Here is a 20,329-nt window from a genome sequence, read left to right as displayed (position 1 = left end):
GCATTAGCCAAGAATCGTACGGCGAACTTTATAATAATATTTAATGAGCTTATTTCTTCTTGGTGAACCGACAGGAGCATATTTATTAACATATGGCATCAAAGTTCTTTTAATCTTTGTCTGCAGCAACACAGTTTGCTTCAGTTCACTATTCTGGTTATGTCCTGCCGAGGCCACAGGTAACTGGCGATAGTAAACTTCTTTTTCCCATGGGGTATTTAAAACATTTTCCAGAAAATCATCATAGAAATCGACTTTCTCAGTATTCCATGGTTTGTTTTCACCCGCATAGTGAATCATTTTCGGATTTCTTCTGGCCTGCAGAAAACGCATATAGGTCGCGAACTTGAGGTTTGGGAAGAAATCATCAGTATTACCATTGCCATGGTATACGTTCCATTCCAGCGGTAAAAACTCGACTCTGCCAAAGAACACTTTGTTCATGATATCCTGATCTAAGAACCAATATTTTTTGGCTTTCAGGGCTGCCATCAACTGAGCAAAGGTGTTCTCTTTAACCATTTGTTCGACATTGAAAATGATAATCCCGGCCTGGAAATATGCGTCAGGATTCGTCATTCCTAATGTCTTTTTCAGGTACTGCTCTGCGGGCATAATGCCATCATCAGATTCTGACATCGTGCCAAACTTCACAAACCCTTCCATGACAATATCTTTAACCGCAGCAACCAAATTGCTACCGATATTAACATCCAGAAGCGTCGCCAGATCGGCCTTCACGACGGTATCAGAATCGATAAACACAACTTTTTTATAATCACGGAAAAGTTGCGGAATGAACAAGCGGGCATAGGTCGAGGCACTAAAATGCGCGCGGGTATGCACATCGCTTATCTCAGTGAATGAATTCACATCGAAAAAGCGCAACGATATGTTGTTATGACCAGCAACCAGATTGATAAGGCGTTTTTTATTTAGATGACTAACCTTGTTTTCCAGAACAACAATATCATAGTTCTTGTTCGCATCAGAATGGCGCACGATTGAATTTATTAATGCCCCGCCACTTAATGCATAGTTATTATCAAAGCTGATAACAACCGGAACACTTGTCTCAGCGTCAAAAACAGGATTTAATTTACCATTAAATGTTTCAGCAGTGACAAACGTGCGCTGTAGTTCTTTTATTTTTAGCTGTTTATCTTGTTGGCATTTAATGATATAGATATTGAATAAACGCTCAGCAATGTGTCCAATCACACGTTTCTCTTGAGCATTATAGTTATTCATCGAAATCCGGTTTTCAAGATTAGACAAAATAGCAAAAAGCCATTCTGAATAATCCACAAACATGTCTTTGCGCATAACAAACATGTTCGTGTAATAGCCATCCGTTGCATTATTGAATTGTTGAATCGCATCTTTATATGTCGGATACAACTCTTCAACAACTTCCAGGGCGGACTGATAATCTTTGATATGTAAAAATTCACCTTTTGTATAATGATCAAGGTTATTTTTACTCCCTGCGAATGTTACCGACCATTTTTTAGGTAACAGCAGATCATATCCATCGACGCAGGTCTGTATAGACTCATCACTTAATCCGAACTGATTTTCATATTCAGCATTGATCGCCGGGTAGTTGACCACTCCCCAGTTATCCTCAGGATGATTTTGTTGTTCGGAAAAGTTCAGATGTCGACGGTAATGCATGAATCCAACATAATCAGCGAGGGATTCATTCTTCCACACCCAATAATGGGCCGTCAGCTCACAATAAAAAGGATTTTTAAAGGAAATGTTGTCTCCGCTATCATCTCCTTCACAGCCAATATCATTGTAGGTATTCGCTTTCCCGACATGCAGTGGTTTAATAATAGAGGCGTTTAGAAAAGCACTGGGTTTGTGGTGACATGTGTAAATTTTAATACTGTTCATATTATTACCAATTATTAAGCCATTGCTTGTCTGTAGAGTTCGATGATTCTCTCAGCTGAGCCAATTTCGCGGAGTTTGTGGTCTTCGATCCAAACAACCCGATCACAGATTTTTTCAACATCACTCATATTATGGCTAACGAATAATATCGTTACACCTTTATTTTTGAAGTCTTTTATTGTCTGGATACACTTGGCCTGGAACGAAATATCACCAACAGCAAGGACTTCATCGATAATAAGGATATCGGGTTCTACCTGACTGATGACAGAGAATCCGAGTTTCGCCAGCATACCACTCGAATACACGCGAATAGGCTCGTCAATGAAATCCCCTAACTCGGAGAACTCTACTATCCGATCCATGCGCTGCTGAACTTCTTTGCGGCGTAGACCAAGCAGGGTCGCATTGAGAAAAATATTTTCCCGACCGGTTAATTCAGGGTGAAAGCCGCCGCCTAACTCAAGCATCGAGGCAACACGCCCCTGAGTGGTGACTGTGCCTTTCGTTGGCTTAATCACCCCGGCCACCAGCCCGAGAGAGGTACTTTTCCCTGCTCCGTTACGGCCAATCAGCGCGACGGCCTCGCCTTTACCAACGGTGAAGGTGATATCTTCGATCGCAAGATATTTACGCCCTTTTAACAGCTGAAAAGCTCTTTTCGGGTGAAATACGAGATCCTTAATGCCTGAGCCAATATGGTGGTAAAGCGGATACTCTTTCGTAACGTGACTAAAATTTATTACTGGTTCCATTACAAAATCTCTGCAAATCGATATTTTAATTTATTAAAAATACTCAGGCCCACAATTGTCAGGACTAAACCCGTAATATAAAGGATTGAAATATATTCATAATTTAAGACGCCATCCATGAACAGCTGCCGCCAGCTGAGGATCATGCTTGCCAGAGGATTATAGGTAATAATCCAGCTAAATTTTTCCGGAATCATATCTGACGCATATAATATCGGTGTGCAATAAAACATGAGCATGATGCCAAGGCTGACAAATCGCTCTAAGTCCCTGAAGAACAGGTTTAGCGTAGAGAATATGATTGAGATACCAAAGGTAAAAATCACCTGACCCAGTGCAATGATGGGTACGCCCCAGATCCATGATAGCGACGGACGCATACCATAGACGAACAGGAATGCAATAATCACCGGAATCGTACACAAGAAATGTAGCCCTTCCATCATGACATTACTCAACGGTATGACTGAACGCGGAAACACCGTCTTTTTGATTATTTGCGCATTGGCTATAAAAGAGAACAGGGAGTTGGTTGCCGAGCTGGCAAACCATTGCCATGGAAATAATCCGGTAATCAAGAAAAGAGTATAATTCGGAATCTGCACTCGCATAACGAGCTTAAAAATGAAATAATATATCATTGCAAATAGCAGCGGGTTTGCAATTGACCACAGGTAACCAAATACGCTGCTTTTATAACGCACCTTTAAATCTTTGTTTGTTATGACAACAAGAAGATCAAATAAATACCCTATATTATACTTCATTTTTATACTCATAAATTATTCTACAAAAAATTCCGTACGTAATATGTATCAAACAGAATTATCGATAACATCTGCTGCGTTCAAGAGGCGAACAGCTATTCCCATAACTGGTGTAACATTATTTTGCGAAAGCAATCTGCGAACGATGGCTTCCGCACAGGTCAACACTGCAAAACCGGATATAAGCCCTGACCTCAGTAAAAGCTGAATGAAAATGTGGTTCTGGTGGAAACACATAAAACATCCCTTCGTTTTGTAAACAAAATGTTAAATCGCAACCGCGGGTTTATTCTGAAATTCAGACACGCTACCGCCATTGGCTATCGCAACCAAAACGCGGACTCCCCTCTCAAAAGTGCCTGTCTACCCGGTCTTACCGTAACGAAGAGGATACACTCATCGTTAGCTCAATAATCGTTGCTGGCGCAGAGTTCATGAAGCCATCAACAGACTCGTCAGCGTTCAGCTAAAAAGCTAAAACACACGGACAGCTGTATTCATCTCAGCTCTCCGGACTCGCATCCATCGCCACACGGCAACAAATGCACCACTACTCTCCCCAGTTTATGGCATCCTATCTATCGGGACTTTCTCATTTCACCCTTGAAACCCAAAAAATACGTCACTCTCAACAGTATGGCTGCGATAGCCATACGGCTGGATTACGCATCGCGACGTGAGTCACGCAGAGTATCAAGTTCGCGGGCAGATATCGGTAGCACCACCAGGTAACACTCTTTCTCCCCCTCTTTGACATAAAAGCGGGTTTGACTTTTCTTCCACGGTGGTTTCGCCCGTAGCTTCGCAGGATACGTTGTAGAGCATTATCAATAATGCATCCGTACGTTGTGAATTCCGCGCGCATTATAGCTCTGGTCTGGGAGAATAAAAATGAAAAAGCATAGCCAATCCATTCAGCCCAAAAATAAACATCCGTTGCACATTATTCGAACACCGAACTAAAACAACATAACCACATGATAGTAAAAGAAAAAATAGTTTTCACTGTTATCTTTACGATAGTAATGCTGAATGATTATTCAGGAATTGTTCGGAAAATATATAAAAAGAAACAATATTGAACAGACTCTGTCTTCCCCCGCTGGGCTTGCATCCACACCCGAAAAACTATCGCCAGCAGGAACGATTATTATGCAGGCGCACCAATTCAATAATGATTATCATTTGCAATTTCATCTTAAATCCTCTGCGCTCACAACGCCCCGGTGCGCATGCCCCCTGCTCGTTCTACGGTACCCACTTATATCCTGCAACGGTAAAGCAGATGATCCCTAAGGCAAGCCAGTGTAAAATCAGCAAATATATATAGCGGGGAACACCGATCCCGGAGGATGAATATGAAGTTTTTAGTCACTGGAGCCGCAGGATTTATCGGCTTTCATGCAAGCCAGCGCCTTCTGGAGGCGGGTCACGAGGTTGTGGGCATCGACAACATGAACGATTACTACGATGTTAATCTCAAGCAGTCTCGCCTGGATCTCCTGCAATCCCCCCTGTTCAGCTTTTACAAAACCGATCTCGCCGATCGCGAAGGCATTACGCAAATTTTTGCTACTGAGAAGTTTGATCGCGTGATCCATCTGGCAGCGCAGGCCGGCGTGCGTTATTCGCTGGAAAATCCTCACGCTTATGCTGACGCGAATCTGGTTGGTTATCTGAACATTCTGGAAGGCTGTCGACATAATAAAGTACAACATCTGCTGTATGCCTCCTCCAGCTCAGTGTATGGGCTGAACCGCAAGATGCCATTCTCCACGGATGATTCGGTCGATCACCCGGTTTCCTTGTATGCGGCTACCAAAAAAGCCAATGAGCTCATGGCGCATACCTACTCACATCTCTATGGAATTCCCACCACCGGCTTACGTTTCTTCACCGTTTATGGCCCGTGGGGACGCCCGGATATGGCGCTGTTCAGGTTCACCAAAGCGATGCTGGAAGGTAAGAGCATCGACGTCTATAACTACGGGAAAATGAAGCGTGATTTCACCTATATTGATGACATCGTGGAAGCGATTGTCCGCGTACAGGATGTCATTCCGCAGCCAGACCCTGAATGGACCGTAGAACATGGCTCGCCGGCCAATAGTTCAGCCCCTTACCGGATCTACAATATCGGCAACAGTTCGCCGGTGGAGTTGATGGACTACATCACCGCTCTGGAAGAAGCGATGGGGATGGAAGCAAAAAAAAATATGATGCCTATCCAGCCAGGCGATGTTCTGGAAACCAGTGCGGATACGAAGCCACTGTATGATCTGGTTGGCTTTAAACCGCAGACGTCGGTCAAGGATGGCGTGAAGAACTTTGTGGACTGGTATAAGGCGTATTACAGCGCCTGAGTGGTGACCTGATTCGTTCTGAACCGCAATACCCCGAGGGTTGCGGTTTTATCATTCCTACGCTTTACCAAATTGCTGATGGAGCATCCGCTTTGGTCGCAACACCTGCCTGGTACTGCAGTCCTCTGTCAGAGTGATGTCCCAGGGGATCTGTCGTTCTGCTCTCCCTCAGTGCCTGCCTGAACTGACCTGCCCCCCACATGCCGGACAATGAGTTTAGCGAAAAATTACAGTCTGCATCACACTACTGAGATCGTTATTAAGGAAAGTGGAGGATTGGTGAAAGTGGAGACAGGGACGGAGTGAGGCCAGCAGCACCGCTGGCACTCGTTATCAGAAAAGACTAATCGTTACCAAACAGATCGCGGGTGTATACTTTATCTGCAACATCAGCCAACTCTTCCGCCATACGGTTAGAAATGATGACATCAGCTTCGCGTTTAAAGACATCCAGATCGCGAACCACGCGGGAATTAAAGAACTCATCCTCTTGCATCACCGGTTCGTAAATAATAACCGGAATACCTTTGGCTTTAACGCGCTTCATAATCCCTTGAATCGAAGACGCGCGGAAGTTATCTGAGCCGCTCTTCATGATCAGGCGATAAACCCCAACCACTTTCGGTTTACGCGCAAGGATAGAGTCAGCAATAAAGTCTTTACGGGTACGATTAGCATCGACAATAGCCCCGATAATATTGTTTGGCACCGATTCGTAGTTTGCCAGCAGTTGTTTAGTATCTTTCGGCAGGCAGTATCCACCGTAGCCGAATGACGGGTTGTTATAGTGATTGCCGATCCGCGGGTCCAGGCAAACACCTTCGATAATCTGCTTGCTGTTGAGGCCCTGGCTTTCCGCATAGCTATCCAGCTCATTAAAATAAGCTACACGCAGAGCAAGATAGGTATTAGCAAACAGTTTGATCGCCTCCGCTTCGGTTGAATCGGTAAACAGCGTCGGGATATCCTGCTTAATTGCACCTTCCTTGAGCAGGTTGGCAAAACGCTCTGCGCGTTCCGAACGTTCACCGATGACAATTCGCGAAGGATAAAGGTTGTCATACAGCGCATGGCCTTCGCGCAGAAACTCCGGAGAGAAGATGACATTGTCGATCCCCAGACGCTCTTTGACATCACGGGTGAAACCGACCGGAATGGTCGATTTGATGATCATGACGGCGCCAGGGTTAATCTCAGTGATATCTCGAATAACGGCTTCAACTGTTGAGGTATTGAAGTAGTTGGTTTTCGGGTCGTAGTCAGTCGGTGTGCAGATAATGACATAGTCAGCATTGCGATATGCATCTTGTTTGTCTGTTGTCGCACGAAAATTCAGCGGTTTTTCAGCCAGATATTCCTGAATCTCTTTATCGACAATCGGCGATATCTTCTGGTTCAGCATATCAACTTTAGATTGTACGATATCCAGCGCGACCACTTCGTGGTTTTGCGCAATCAGGACGCCGTTCGATAAACCAACATAACCGGTACCAGAAATAGTAATTTTCATTCGCTCACACTTCAATAAGTTAACTGGGCGGTGGCATAGTAGCCACCCTGTAATCTACACTTCTGGCGGTTGTACTCTTTGAGAAGATAAGTGTCAAGAAAGGCACAAAATAGTGCTCTCAGAAAGGCCCCTGATTGGGCCTTCCAGGAAGTCACCGGCATAGTGATACGCTTAAGCGGTCGCCAAAGTAGTAAGCTAACAGCGAGAACCGTACTGACTGATAGAGATGCGTTATCCAGTTGGCGATGCTACGCGCCAGGCAAGCTGCTCGCTGACCCAATTGATTGGCCCGTCGGTTAAGGCATCAAGCACATGACGAAGCTAACTATCTGATTCCACGCCCTTCAGTTGACATGCATCGATCCTGCTGTACGGCAACGCCCCCACCGTGGCCAGAGCCGAACAACAACCAGTTTTTACGACCTCGACGGTACAGGCAGAGTATTTTCAACAATATGGTTATCTGCTTCAGCTCTGCAGTCGTTGGCATGGCATTCCAGCGCCTGCCACTCGTTCGGTGCATATGCAAACGCCTCGGCCAGCTCTGAGTATCATGACAGAGGTTTCATCTTTTTCCGCCATTAGCAACAGTTTCGTTTTCTGCCGATAGGTTCCGACAACGGCCTTATTACGCAACGCTTCACCAATAGCAATGGCGATAAAGTCCGCCAACACTTATACCCCGATCGACGCGCCTGCTGATGGTTAGCGATCGACCGGGTATTTTTAGCGGTCAATCCAGCCTTACAGACAGGAAGCCAGTGACAGGCGATAGCTGCTACAATGTTGTGTGTAGCATCGACCGCAGTCATCATCTAACCTAGTGGTATCTGTCCGTCTTCCATTACCCTGACGGCGGATTAGGCTGTGTCCCTTAATCGTCTGAGCTATAGTAACCATCTGTTTCTACAACATATTGAACTATGGCCCGCTACGACCTTCCCGATGAAGCATGGGATATCATCCAGCCTTTACTGCCCGCTCAACCTGCAACACCACGGGCCGGACGCCCATGGGCGGAGCATCGTATGATCATCAATGGCATGTTCTGGGTGTTGTGCTCTGGTGCCCCATGGCGTGATTTACCTGAACGATACGGCCCATGGAAAACCGTATATAACCGCTTTAACCGGTGGTCTAAGTCGGGTGTGATTAATATTATTTTCAACAGGTTGCTTTCTTCTCTTGATGCTCACGGCCTCGTTGACTGGTCAGCTACTGCGCTGGATGGCAGCAATATCCGGGCACTCAGGTGCGCCGCCGGCGCGCAAAAAAACATCCCGATATCGCCGGAGATCATGGGCTGGGTCGCTCTCGCGGTGGTTTTGGCACCAAAATCCATATGGCGACGGATGCAGGCGGTCTCCCGTTAAATATCGTGCTGAGTCCCGGACAGGCTCACGAAAGCCAGTTCGCATTACGCCTTCTGGACGGAATTGGTGTTCAGCGCCAGAACGGCAGCATGAAACGTCGTGGTTATGCGGTGCTGGCTGACAAAGCCTACTCAGGACATGCGCTTCGCAATGAGCTGAAACGAAAAGGGATAAAAGTGGTTATCCCGCGGAAATCTAATGAAAAAATGGCAGCAGATGGTCGTTCACAGCTTGATCGTGATGCTTATCGTAATCGCAACGTTGTTGAGCGGTGTTTTGGCTGTCTGAAAGAATACCGTCGCATTGCCACGCGTTACGACAAAACGGCGAGGAATTATCTGGCGATGGTGAAACTGGGTTGCATTAGACTGTTTTACAAAAAATTATGCAATTAAAGGACACAGCCTAGCAACGTGATTCACGCGTGAGCACTTAGGGCGCTGGCCGATTTTACCCTATGCGACTAATGCGCTTTGCGCTAATATAATTGATACATTTAAGCTGCGAATTTGTCACAGTGATTACACCAGACAGGAGTATGTAATGTCCAAGCAACAGATTGGGGTTGTCGGTATGGCAGTTATGGGGCGTAACCTTGCGCTCAACATCGAAAGCCGTGGTTATACCGTCTCTGTTTTCAATCGCTCCCGTGATAAAACTGAAGAAGTGATTGCCGAAAATCCAGGCAAGAAACTTGTCCCGTACTATACCGTGCAAGAGTTTGTTGAATCCCTCGAAACTCCACGCCGCATCCTGTTAATGGTCAAAGCTGGCGCAGGCACCGACAGCGCGATCGATTCTCTTAAGCCGTATCTGGACAAAGGTGACATCATCATTGATGGAGGTAACACTTTCTTCCAGGACACCATTCGTCGCAACCGTGAATTATCTGCTGAAGGCTTTAACTTCATTGGTACCGGTGTTTCTGGTGGTGAAGAGGGGGCGCTGAAAGGCCCATCTATCATGCCTGGTGGGCAGAAAGAAGCTTATGAATTGGTCGCGCCAATTCTTGAGCAGATCGCCGCACGCGCCGATGAAGATGGTGAACCTTGTGTGGCCTATATTGGGGCTGATGGTGCTGGTCACTATGTCAAGATGGTTCATAACGGTATTGAGTATGGCGACATGCAGCTTATCGCCGAAGCATACTCTTTACTGAAAGGGGGTCTGGCTCTTTCTAATGAAGAACTTGCAACAACCTTTAGCGAATGGAATGTAGGTGAGCTCAACAGCTACCTGATTGATATCACCAAAGATATCTTTACTAAAAAAGATAAAGAAGGGAAATACCTTGTTGATGTGATTCTCGATGAAGCAGCCAACAAAGGTACAGGTAAATGGACCAGCCAGAGTTCACTGGATCTGGGTGAACCGCTGTCCCTGATTACCGAGTCCGTGTTCGCTCGTTATATCTCTTCTCTAAAAGATCAGCGTGTTGCAGCGTCTAAAGTCCTTACGGGGCCAAAAGCACAACCGGCAGGTGATAAGGCTGAGTTTGTAGAGAAAGTTCGTCGCGCTTTGTATCTGGGCAAGATCGTTTCTTATGCACAAGGTTTCTCTCAACTGCGTGCTGCATCAGATGAATACAACTGGGATCTGAACTACGGTGAGATTGCCAAAATCTTCCGTGCTGGTTGCATCATTCGTGCTCAGTTCCTGCAGAAGATCACCGATGCCTATAAGCAGAATGCAAACATTGCCAACCTGCTTCTCGCACCATACTTCAAGCAGATTGCTGATGAATACCAGCAGGCGCTGCGTGATGTTGTTGCTTATGCTGTACAAAATGGTATCCCGGTTCCAACCTTCTCTGCAGCTATCGCGTACTATGATAGCTACCGCTCGGCTGTTCTGCCTGCCAACCTGATCCAGGCTCAGCGTGACTATTTCGGTGCCCATACTTATAAGCGTACCGATAAAGAAGGTGTATTCCATACTGAGTGGATGGAAAATCTCTGAGGGATCTCCAGACAATTTAGTAAACCGATACCATATCGGTATACCTTTGGCGTAATTTCCTCAACCTTGAGTCCAGCGACAAAGTTTTCAATATGAGCGGAGAATTTAGCGATACATTCTCCGCCACTTTTAACAATGAAGCGACTCGCTTGTATTTCACCATATTTAGCATGTAGCTAAGCCTGCCCTACAGGTGGACTAAACACAGATGCTCCGGATCGGACAGGATTCCCCAGGTAATATCAAGCCGAACAAAGTTTGACGCGGCACATTCAGTATCTCATGGTTGGCATGCGCTGAGATCTGACTACGTTTCATGCGCATATCCAGCCATATTTATCGCGTTCCTCGAACACAACATGAAAGTGTACTGACCTCCCCTACTAACCACAAAAATAAGACCGGATATGATAGTATTGAAGCATGTTTTACTCTCATTATACGACCCTGTGGCTGGCAAGATGGCGTCTATATAAAAGATAGCGAATAAAGAAAATGAGGAAAAAACCACATACCATACGTAAATCCCAACCAATAGCAGCACCGATGATCCCATAGTGTTTAGCCAGCCAAGGCAGATATACTATATACGTCAACAAGTCAAATACCTGAACAACCGTCACAATCCAGGGTTTACCCGAGGCCATGATCCAGATAAATGCAGGTTGAAATAATCCGTAAATAAGAAAGCCTAGCAGCAATAATGAAAAAACCGGCCATGCCTGACTTGCAAAATCAGGGTTAATCCATAATGATAAAAAAAGCTTAGAGAATACAATGCCAATAACCGCACAGGGAAATGTTGTTACAAATATTAAGAAAATCGATTTCTTAAAGTAGGAATCAGCCTCAATAATATTGTTCCGCATTGTCCCTGCTAACAACGGGAACAACACACCACACACTGCAGCGGTGATGACAGTTATTCTCGATATAACTTCATAAGGTGTACCATAATATGGAAAAATGTCAGGTCCAACAACAGATGCGACAATAAAGCGATCAAGATACAACATTACGGGCACAATGACATTACCTAATGAGATCCAACCACCGTAGGTGACAATTTCTAAAACTATTTTTTTTGACACTGGGGCAATGAGTAATTTACGTTTCGTAAATTTTCTTATTTCTACCGTCATCAGAAAATAAAACACAATCGCCATCAGTATTCGTAAAGAAAAAACACTTACAGTAAGGTAAAAAATGTTGCTAGTAAATAATGAAAAGATTAATGGTATTGCATACATCAATACCCAGAATGGGGTTCTGAAAAGATTTATTTTTTTGAATGCAGATAATGCTTCCATTACCGAGGAGCAGATTGCCTGGGACATCACGAACGGCAAAGCAATAGCGGTTATCTTAATGCAATTTACCACCTCGGAATAAAGAGGACTATTGTCTGTCTTTAATATAAAAGCGGCAACATAACCTGAAAATAAAAAAAGTAGCACTGACAATAATACAACGATGAACGACAAAATCCCCCAACCACATTTTATTGCCGATAAGAAATCGGTGGGGTTATTTTCATGGTAGTACTTTGATGCCGAATGGGTAATCGAACGCGTTAAACCAAAGTCAAATAGCGTCATTGCACCGATTAACATGATCACCAAGCTAAAGACACCAAATTTTGGCAGCCCGATATGATGAATCACAATAGGTATCATAAAAAAAGCCACTACCATTGGCAGCAGCATCCCAAGAAAATTCCAGGCACTATTGATAAAGAAAGGAGACTTAATCTTATGCCGCATTATTTGAAGGTTCAGGTCTGTGAATTTCATTTTCTTCCAGGACTAAATTCATTCACTTTAGTGATAACATAGTCTATTTCGCATGGTTCCATATATGGATCTATGGGAAGACTTAATACTTCATCATGTATTTTTTCATTTAACGGAAAAGATAAATGGTTAAATTCAGGATACGCTTCCTGTTTGTAAGGTGGAACAGGATAATGGATATATGTTTCAATACCAGAAGCTAATAAAAAAGCCTGCAAGGTATCACGTTGCTGGCAACGAATGACAAATAAATGCCACGTATGTTTGTTGATATCATCAGTTTCAGGTAGTAAAATAAAATCGTTTTTAATACAGTTTCGATATTTTTTTGATATTTCCCGACGTAACTCTATCTCATTGTCAATATATTTCATCTTGACATTAAGTAACGCGGCTTGCATTTCGCTCAACCGACTATTTATTCCCTGGTAGAGATTATAGTAACGTGTTTGGGAACCATAATTTCTGAGTTTTGAGAGGATCGCTGCTAGGTTGCAGTCATTGGTAGAAATTACCCCGGCATCACCCAATGCTGCGAGATTTTTGCTGGGATAGCAGCTAAAAGCCGCTGCGTCTCCCCAGTTCCCGCACATTATTCCACCGAGCATCGCACCATGTGATTGAGAGCAATCTTCCAGAATCAACAAATGATGTTCAGAAGCTATCGCTTTAATCCGGTCCATCTCTGAAATCTGTCCATACAAGTGAACAGGCATTATCACTTTAGTTTTACTTGTAATCGCGGGAACGATGTTGACAGGATCCAGGTTATATGTTTTCTCGTCTGGCTCAACAAATACCGGACATAGGTTATTTTCAGTAATGGCCAGTACGCAAGCAATATAAGCGTTGGCCTGAATAATCACTTCATCTCCATCATGTAATTTTCCGCAAATTTTCCATGCTCTAAAAATAAGAGAGAGTGCATCTAAACCAGAAGCAACGCCAAGCGCATGCTGTGTTCCACAAAATGCTGAAAAAGTACGTTCAAATGATGAAACTTCAGAACCTAAAATAAACATTCCAGAATCAATCACACGAGCGCAGGCATCTTTAAGTTCCAGGTTATGTTGGTCAGTTAATCTTTTTAAATTAAGGAATTTAACTTGAGTCATGACTACAACCTTATTCAATAAACCTTTTGTATTTACTGTACGTATTATTAAGGAAGTCTGCACTACAGATCTCATAGAAAACATTGGTCTCATTTTCACAATAAAAACGTGTCGAGATTTTCTTTATGAATCTCAATACAGTTTTATTTTCTTTATTTGTATCAATCAATATGTATCTGAGACCAAACGTCTGCAATATTCGGGTTATCAACATAATGGTTTCAATCGCAGCTGAAGGTGTTTTTTGATCATTAAGTATCCAGCTACCGCAAGAAACACGCGCCCGTTCCCATTCCGGAGAATAGACCCGAAATGTACCAATCGGTTGATTAGTATCAAGCCTTTCTATAATAAAGTACATTTCTTCACCCAAACTTTCTCTAACTTTATACTCTTCTATCCAAACTTTTTGTAACTCTGGGTTATCAGAAATTTCAGACAAAAATTCTGACCTGGCGACAGATTTCCTGCAATTATGAATAAAAATATAGTCATCTATAGTAACCGGGCGAATACGTACGGTTTTTCCTTCCTCAGTACCAATTTTCAGTTTATGGTTAGCAAATGCCTTTTTCTCTGCAATGAATTGAGCATAGGATCTGATATAATCATGCTCATCATAAGTGTTATTGCTCACTACCATCAGACAACAATCGGCGCTGAAATCTTTAAGCTCCAGCCAAACCATCGGCTCGACCAGTATACCTTTTTCAGGGCTGTCAAGTTTAATTACATCATGTAAAATACCAGCATCAAGGTGAACGCTAACATGACCAGCCATACAAAAAAGAAACTGTCGATCTCTCTTATGGGCATGCATTCCCCTTGCTTTATTATTTTTATTATTAAAAATATAAAATATTCTTTTGATCTCAAACGGTATACTTTTCATCGCTTCGAGACATATCAAGGAACCTCGATCATCAGTTATTCCTGGCAACTGAAAAATAGTATATGGTTTATTTATTATATTCATAATTGTCGTACCCTAATTTCTAAAAATTGCATTTGTAAATAAAATTGATTAAAAATTATACAATAATTAATCAGAAATAGATGCTCTCCAGCATATTCAGGGATATGCTCGTTACAATGGAATAAAATAATACGATGGAATTACGTTACCCATATAAAAATAACACACTCCAATCAATGCTCACTACATTACTAAATTAAGTACAAGCTCCAGCAGTAATTAAAAACCTTGATTAACATCATTGTTTATTAAAAATGAGTCATTCAATGGTTAAAAAATAAAACACCATCTCCTTATTGTTGGTAAAAAAGAAAGAGTTGAGCATTACCAGATATGAATATTCTTTTATTAGAAATTATGCTAAGGACACGCTCAAACAACACTTATACAATATTACTTAAATAGCAGGGCGTAAAGGATGTATATCTTATTCATTAATGACATTGCTCTGAAAAGATTAATTGCCTTAATCCTTTCCTTCGCGATTAAAAACCGAATTGTTTTTATATCAATAGGCGTAAATACAACTCCAGTAAAACGTATGTACTTTTCATCACCGCTCCATGGCATATATGATTCAATATCAATTTGACAAGCTGTATTTCTATAAAGGCAATCCAGATAACGCTGTTTTACAGATGCATAGCTGTTAATGATATGGATGTCCGCAATGATACCATCCTCATTATAATTTTCTATACCATTGATAACTTGATCCACATGCTGAAACTTTAACCTCTCCGCCGGCGAATAACCCTGAATCGCTGAGACTAAGCCTACACCACGTTGCCCTGAGAGAATTTGTTCCGCAAATGCCGTACCGCCAGGAAATGGATGACTATCGATATAGAAGTCAGAACTTTTTGCGAATGACTTATATTGCTCAAAAGGTAAAAATCGTAACAGCCTTAAACGCTGGCGGTAACGGATTTTCATCAGCCACCACCAGTAGTTAAAAAGCGGGTTGACACCAACAATAGTCAATGTCGAATTGGGCCAGTGAGTTAAAATTTTTTTTACCAACGGCCGAATATCCGCTCCGCGGAATGGCGAAAATTTAAACCCAGAACCTGCAGTAAAAAAGGAAAGCCTCGACGCTCTGCCGATATCAATCGGTAGCTTAGTTGATACTGCAGGCACTTCAATGGGAATACCAAGAAAACTATACTTACCCGCAATATTTTTATGCCGGTTGATATGCTGACCATAGTTGCTTAATACAAAATAGTAATCAGCGATAGCGCTTCCCAGAGAAAAGGCATGGTCAGCATGATTAACAAAATAAACATCCAGACTTCGGTATTTCTTTACAAGACCACAGCAAATAACAGTTGCAATGTCATTAGGGTGTATATGCAGAACAACCTTCTGGTAGTTTCCTAAGACAGGAATAATTTTTTCTAATTTTTTAATGTATTGCGAGTCATCAACGGTAAATATCTGATCGAACAACGATGAAAGCCTGTTCTGTAATTGGCTATCAATACTATGAGTCACTAGAAGATCAGGTTTTGCCGAGTGCATACTTGCCAGCATCATCATTAAGCGAGTGTGACCGCCAAATGCATAGCCCTCAGAGATAACATGCAAAGTATCTTTAGTAGGTGAAGTCGAGAAATAACCTGGTGAAAATAGCTCTTGTGCCTGAATATTATCAATAAGATAGCGTTCTAGCTCAGGATCATCATACACGCCAATATCAATCGAATGGAGTAAAGATGAGTATACTGCAGCCAATCCAAGGGTTTTCTCAGCATCACTTTGACTCACAATTTTCTGACGAAGTGATGAGATTAATTTACGCGTTCTGTGATAAGAAGCGGATTTATAATTTTCATTAAATTCAACCAAAATCTGCTCCAGAACCTTCTTATCAGGATCATTCTATGGCATAAAATGATGCTTGAAGGTGTGGCTATGACTTTTAGTCCCTGGTGAAACCAGTAACTATTATTCTTATTTGAACAATAAAACATACTATTAGTGTCTAAGAAATATTTATGGTCTCAGATCCTAATAACAGAGTTTCTTGTATGTGCTGTTACCCTGCCTGAGAAGGTTTCCAGATAAATTTAGTTTTATAGATAATTATCAGCGCGACAAGCGTTTCTGTCAGCAGAACTGACATAGCTGCACCATCAGCTTGCTCAAGCCAAATCAGCGGGAAAATGATAATAGTATTGAGTATCGCACCAATCCATAATATCTGACTAAACTCTTTCTGCATTCCCAGGATCAGCATTCCTTGCAAGCCCAGAACGGTACTGATACCGATGGAAAGCAAAATCGGCGACAGAATAGCGAGAACAGAAACTGAAGGCTGATAAGTTTCACCATAAAAGAGAATAATAATCTGTTTGGAAAAGATCACCATAAACAAGCTTATTATCATGATAATAAAGTTCTGTTTATATAAGAGATTGCGAATCAGCGACATCCCTTTACTTTTTTCTGTGGCAATTAAATAACTTATTCGGGGATAGAACACCTGGGTTATAGGACTCATAAGACCTTGTAGCGCCATTCTGATTTTATCCGCTGCAACATAGATCCCGACCGCAACGGGGCCAGAACACAACCCAAGGATAACCGGAATGCTATTGATGTATAAACTTGATGCAATATTTGAAACGAATATGTAGCGACCTTCCCTGAGCAGATCTTTCAGCATCTGCATATCCGGCATACTCCACTCGATCCACTTCTCCCGGTAAATAAAGTAGAAACTAATCAGCGACCCCAGGATAAAACCAAAACCAGTAATCAGTGCGACAATCCAGGTATCTTTTGGGCTGTGTATAAAAAGAAAGAGCAACGGCAACGCAGCAACTTTCGCTGATATGTTAGATATCGCCATCCATCCCATTTTCTCTTTTCCCTGAAACAACCAGGTCGGTAACAACGCAGTCCCTATTACCGATGTATAAGAGAAAATAATAACAGTGCTGTAGCTTTCAACCTGTGGAACAAACAGCACTATTGCAAGCATCACCAGGACTCCAATAGCCAACAGCCCTGACTTACAAATCAATACGCCCCAAAATACCTTGCTGACAAAATTTTTGTTATCTTTATTGATTGCTATCTTATGTGTCACCGAGAGATCAAAACCATATTGTACAATCAATGTAAAATATTGCACAAACGACAGTGAAAATCCCAACACCCCGAACTGACCAGGACCAAGAACCCTGACCAGATAAGGCAGCGTTATCAGTGGAAGAAAATACCCTGCCCCCTGTACCAGAAACAAAGATAACGCATTTTTGAACATATTTTTGTTCACATCAACACCCTCAGAACATAAACGTATACATTCTATATCGCTATAGTAAAAACCAAATCAACTCTAATAATTCATTATTTAAAATTTAAAAATCACAGCAAGCTCTAAATTTTTCTGTCTCGTCTTATATTTTCAGCGGAATCTGCTCTAATATTTGAACATAAGAATAAGACTAAGCCACCGGGTGTTGAAAAAAGCAATGGATTAACACTACCAGAAAATATCCATAGAGCAAAAAAGACAGATTTAGTTAATAAAATTTTAAAGCTTAGTGATTTTTCAAAGGTAAATATTATATTTGCAAACCAGAACAACAATGTCGCGAAACCGACCACACCGAGTTTCATGAACATCGCCAGCACCTGGCTCTCATAGGCATACTTGTTATCGCCCTCCCCGCGAGTGAAATAGGGTATATAATATCCAATCCCTTTACCAAAAAACATCGCGCCTTCGAATTGCGGATACAACAGACCATTCTGAATGGTCCGCGCTTCATCAGAAGATGAAGTTAAATTGGTGCTAAATCGATCGCTGATTATTTTATTGGTAGTTTCATACGTCGATACATAGGCAAAAGACAGTAATATCACGATTGCGATAATATATTTAAATGTACGCTTGCTACCAGAGTTGTTATATATAGCCAGTAAAAACATTACAATACCAATAAACCAAAATGCACGTGACATTGTAATTAATACACTAAATAACAAACCACTAAATATAATAACCTGGCTACCCCCCAACTTTTTAATCAAATTGGTCGATGCATAGTACATCAGAAAACAGGAACATAAATCAATAGGAAACTGGATACGAGAGATGAAGCTTTGGTCAACATCATATGTCATCAACTCCCAGCCTGTTGTCTTGGAAATTGTCTCAACCAGAACCGATGCGTTAATCCCTGTTGCGATACAATACGCGGTGATAATCATTTTTAAAAAGCCAATAAGACAAGATATTTTCAACAATATCTTGATAATATCATCAGCTCCTTTCACCATAACTAAAGCATTAAGCATAAGCAATTCTATTACTGTTATTAGAATATCCCTGGATTCAAACCACACATACTTGAGTTCGTTTCCCTGAGATGATGAATAGGCAAACATAAAGAGCAAGAACAGTACAGGGAAAGTCAGATTAGTGAAAAAATATACTATCGAAGATTTTCTCCGAAAAACAAAATAGAAAGCAATTGCGAAAAAGATAACGAATTTTAATGATAAGTACAAAGATAACAAAGAACAGTAGAACATTGCGTTAATAAATGCCAGCGCAATCTTACTGTTATTCATGGCATAAGTAGACATCAATTAACCTTTGTCTTTAAATAAGTTGATATAAATGGAACTAACGTCGACAGCGCATTTTCATCTGTTAGCGAAAAATTAGTTTCAGGAGCTTTATTCCAGCTTTGTACGATTATGTCATCAGGTGTTACTGCACCATCACCAAAATAGGAATTAATATTTCTCTTAGCATTTAATATCCACTCCATTGAATTTACGTTCGAGTTATCGTTAAATATAACACCATATTCCATATTATTTTCTTTCGCTATTGACTGAATTTTTTTAGACATCGCAACAACATCAGAAGACCATAAGACATCATAATGAATAAATGAAAGTGGCGTTGTAGCCATACTATTGAATATCTTGATAAATTCAATTACTGTTCTTGATTGATCGTTAGTATCTATCTGGCTGAGTGGTTCAATGATGCCAACTTTTATATTTGGAAAGTACTTATTATAAACCTTAACATTTTCAGCAGTTTGCTTTGCGATGGTAGGAATATCCCAATGCGTTGCATTTTTTCCATCATAGTAATGGCCATAATAAACAACCTCATCAATAGCAATATAATCGATAATCCCGCCTGCTATAAATACTCTATTCGCCAGGTCTTTATGAAAGAAATCTGGGCCAAAACCCTCAACAGCATATCCTTTACCATGATCAACCCATGTCAAACCAGGTATTTCAACAGCAACCCTGATATTATTTTTTCGTAGAAAAGCTAATACCTCATGAAGTTGTTCAGTTGGCATCCGCTGTATTACTTGATAATAAAATTTAAAAACCTGTACTTTAGGGCTAATTTTAGACAGTGTATTCCATTCCTTTGTATTAAAGACATCGGTATTATTACTGGTAATCCAATAATCCGCGGAGTAGGAATTTTGAGAAAAAAACAGAAATAACAGGAACAATCTGATAAGTCTCATATTATCTCATCTTAATATGGCATCGCAATAAAAAGGTGTTGACCACACGTATTGTAATGTACTCAAGAAGAACTTTTATCCTTCATAAGTCAGACTACATAACAGTATGATTAATTTTTCTAAAATTTGGTCCCTAAACACAAATCATAAAAGTGAAGAGATAACGACAATAAAATAATATACCAAAATACACTGTACAACTGCTGACTCATCAAAAAGGCTAAACATCAATGCGAGTAGCAGGCATTTTGCAAAGTGAATAACTATGTCAAAGAAAATCTCTGACATAGT

Annotated in this window: 14 protein-coding genes and 1 pseudogene; 3 read left to right on the top strand and 12 right to left on the bottom strand. The window is 41.6% G+C overall.

Going from position 1 to position 20,329, the window contains the following annotated elements; genetic code table 11:
* Positions 1-3: 3 nt before the first annotated feature.
* From Electrica_RS08375 to Electrica_RS08365, 3 genes are read right to left on the bottom strand one after another with little or no spacing between them, the layout of a single operon-like run.
* Positions 4-1,902: a DUF4422 domain-containing protein gene (locus tag Electrica_RS08375; RefSeq protein WP_141964258.1), complete on the bottom strand. Its 1,899-nt coding sequence runs from the start codon at positions 1,900-1,902 to the stop codon at positions 4-6.
* Between the two features lie 14 nt (positions 1,903-1,916).
* Positions 1,917-2,657: an ABC transporter ATP-binding protein gene (locus tag Electrica_RS08370; protein ID WP_100685874.1), complete on the bottom strand. Its 741-nt coding sequence runs from the start codon at positions 2,655-2,657 to the stop codon at positions 1,917-1,919.
* Positions 2,657-3,424 (bottom strand): ABC transporter permease, encoded by a 768-nt coding sequence (locus Electrica_RS08365; RefSeq protein ID WP_100685899.1) that lies wholly within the window; start codon positions 3,422-3,424, stop codon positions 2,657-2,659. Before Electrica_RS08365 ends, Electrica_RS08370 begins: the two co-directional genes overlap by 1 nt.
* Before the next feature lie 1,358 nt (positions 3,425-4,782).
* On the opposite strand from Electrica_RS08365, the gene Electrica_RS08360 reads away from it, so the two are divergent.
* Positions 4,783-5,787, top strand: a complete 1,005-nt coding sequence (locus Electrica_RS08360) for an NAD-dependent epimerase (protein WP_141964257.1) — start codon at positions 4,783-4,785, stop codon at positions 5,785-5,787.
* Between the two features lie 343 nt (positions 5,788-6,130).
* Here Electrica_RS08360 and ugd read toward each other — a convergent pair whose 3' ends face one another.
* Complete coding sequence (ugd, locus tag Electrica_RS08355; protein ID WP_141964256.1) at positions 6,131-7,297, bottom strand: UDP-glucose 6-dehydrogenase; 1,167 nt, start codon at positions 7,295-7,297, stop codon at positions 6,131-6,133.
* Between the two features lie 923 nt (positions 7,298-8,220).
* On the opposite strand from ugd, the gene Electrica_RS08350 reads away from it, so the two are divergent.
* Both Electrica_RS08350 and gndA read left to right on the top strand, forming a co-directional pair.
* Positions 8,221-9,065, top strand: a protein-coding gene (locus tag Electrica_RS08350; RefSeq protein ID WP_141963343.1) for an IS5 family transposase whose coding sequence is annotated in 2 segments (ribosomal slippage) — positions 8,221-8,566 and positions 8,566-9,065 — 846 coding nt in all. Because the reading frame shifts where the segments join, the coding sequence is not laid out codon by codon here.
* Positions 9,066-9,213: 148 nt separating this feature from the next.
* Entirely contained in the window at positions 9,214-10,629 is a 1,416-nt protein-coding gene (gndA, locus tag Electrica_RS08345; RefSeq protein WP_087653480.1) for an NADP-dependent phosphogluconate dehydrogenase, read from the top strand.
* 16 nt (positions 10,630-10,645) lie between these two features.
* On the opposite strand, the pseudogene Electrica_RS28800 reads toward gndA, so the two are convergent.
* The 8 genes and pseudogenes from Electrica_RS28800 to Electrica_RS08310 all read right to left on the bottom strand — a co-directional run.
* Positions 10,646-10,804, bottom strand: a pseudogene (locus tag Electrica_RS28800) (IS4-like element ISEc60 family transposase); the annotation flags it as partial.
* Positions 10,805-11,066: 262 nt separating this feature from the next.
* Entirely contained in the window at positions 11,067-12,422 is a 1,356-nt protein-coding gene (locus tag Electrica_RS08340) for a flippase (protein WP_141964255.1), read from the bottom strand.
* Positions 12,419-13,537, bottom strand: coding sequence for a DegT/DnrJ/EryC1/StrS family aminotransferase (locus Electrica_RS08335; protein ID WP_141964254.1), 1,119 nt, complete (start codon positions 13,535-13,537; stop codon positions 12,419-12,421). Before Electrica_RS08335 ends, Electrica_RS08340 begins: the two co-directional genes overlap by 4 nt.
* 10 nt (positions 13,538-13,547) lie before the next feature.
* Positions 13,548-14,513, bottom strand: a complete 966-nt coding sequence (locus tag Electrica_RS28395; protein WP_167686226.1) for a GNAT family N-acetyltransferase — start codon at positions 14,511-14,513, stop codon at positions 13,548-13,550.
* Positions 14,514-14,906: 393 nt separating this feature from the next.
* Complete coding sequence (locus Electrica_RS08325) at positions 14,907-16,364, bottom strand: group 1 glycosyl transferase (RefSeq protein ID WP_141964253.1); 1,458 nt, start codon at positions 16,362-16,364, stop codon at positions 14,907-14,909.
* 190 nt (positions 16,365-16,554) lie between these two features.
* Positions 16,555-17,799, bottom strand: coding sequence for a flippase (locus tag Electrica_RS08320; RefSeq protein WP_141964252.1), 1,245 nt, complete (start codon positions 17,797-17,799; stop codon positions 16,555-16,557).
* A gap of 104 nt (positions 17,800-17,903) precedes the next feature.
* Positions 17,904-19,118: an O-antigen ligase family protein gene (locus Electrica_RS08315; protein WP_141964251.1), complete on the bottom strand. Its 1,215-nt coding sequence runs from the start codon at positions 19,116-19,118 to the stop codon at positions 17,904-17,906.
* On the bottom strand, positions 19,118-19,861 hold the full coding sequence (locus tag Electrica_RS08310; RefSeq protein ID WP_141964250.1) for a hypothetical protein: 744 nt from the start codon (positions 19,859-19,861) through the stop codon (positions 19,118-19,120). The genes Electrica_RS08315 and Electrica_RS08310 overlap by 1 nt, the downstream gene beginning before the upstream one ends.
* Between the last annotated feature and the right edge of the window lie 468 nt (positions 19,862-20,329).

This window comes from Klebsiella electrica, assembly GCF_006711645.1.
GTDB classification, from domain to species: domain Bacteria; phylum Pseudomonadota; class Gammaproteobacteria; order Enterobacterales; family Enterobacteriaceae; genus Klebsiella; species Klebsiella electrica.
The sequence above is the reverse complement of the archived record's forward strand: the minus strand, read 5'-3'. Positions and strand labels throughout refer to the sequence as shown.

Coding starts and splice junctions, on each gene's coding strand:
- Electrica_RS08375 (WP_141964258.1), bottom strand. CDS start 1,902: ATGAACAGTATTAAAATTTACACATGTCACCACAAACCCAGTGCTTTT.
- Electrica_RS08370 (WP_100685874.1), bottom strand. CDS start 2,657: ATGGAACCAGTAATAAATTTTAGTCACGTTACGAAAGAGTATCCGCTT.
- Electrica_RS08365 (WP_100685899.1), bottom strand. CDS start 3,424: ATGAAGTATAATATAGGGTATTTATTTGATCTTCTTGTTGTCATAACA.
- Electrica_RS08360 (WP_141964257.1), top strand. CDS start 4,783: ATGAAGTTTTTAGTCACTGGAGCCGCAGGATTTATCGGCTTTCATGCA.
- ugd (WP_141964256.1), bottom strand. CDS start 7,297: ATGAAAATTACTATTTCTGGTACCGGTTATGTTGGTTTATCGAACGGC.
- gndA (WP_087653480.1), top strand. CDS start 9,214: ATGTCCAAGCAACAGATTGGGGTTGTCGGTATGGCAGTTATGGGGCGT.
- Electrica_RS08340 (WP_141964255.1), bottom strand. CDS start 12,422: ATGAAATTCACAGACCTGAACCTTCAAATAATGCGGCATAAGATTAAG.
- Electrica_RS08335 (WP_141964254.1), bottom strand. CDS start 13,537: ATGACTCAAGTTAAATTCCTTAATTTAAAAAGATTAACTGACCAACAT.
- Electrica_RS28395 (WP_167686226.1), bottom strand. CDS start 14,513: ATGAATATAATAAATAAACCATATACTATTTTTCAGTTGCCAGGAATA.
- Electrica_RS08315 (WP_141964251.1), bottom strand. CDS start 19,118: ATGTCTACTTATGCCATGAATAACAGTAAGATTGCGCTGGCATTTATT.
- Electrica_RS08310 (WP_141964250.1), bottom strand. CDS start 19,861: ATGCCAACTGAACAACTTCATGAGGTATTAGCTTTTCTACGAAAAAAT.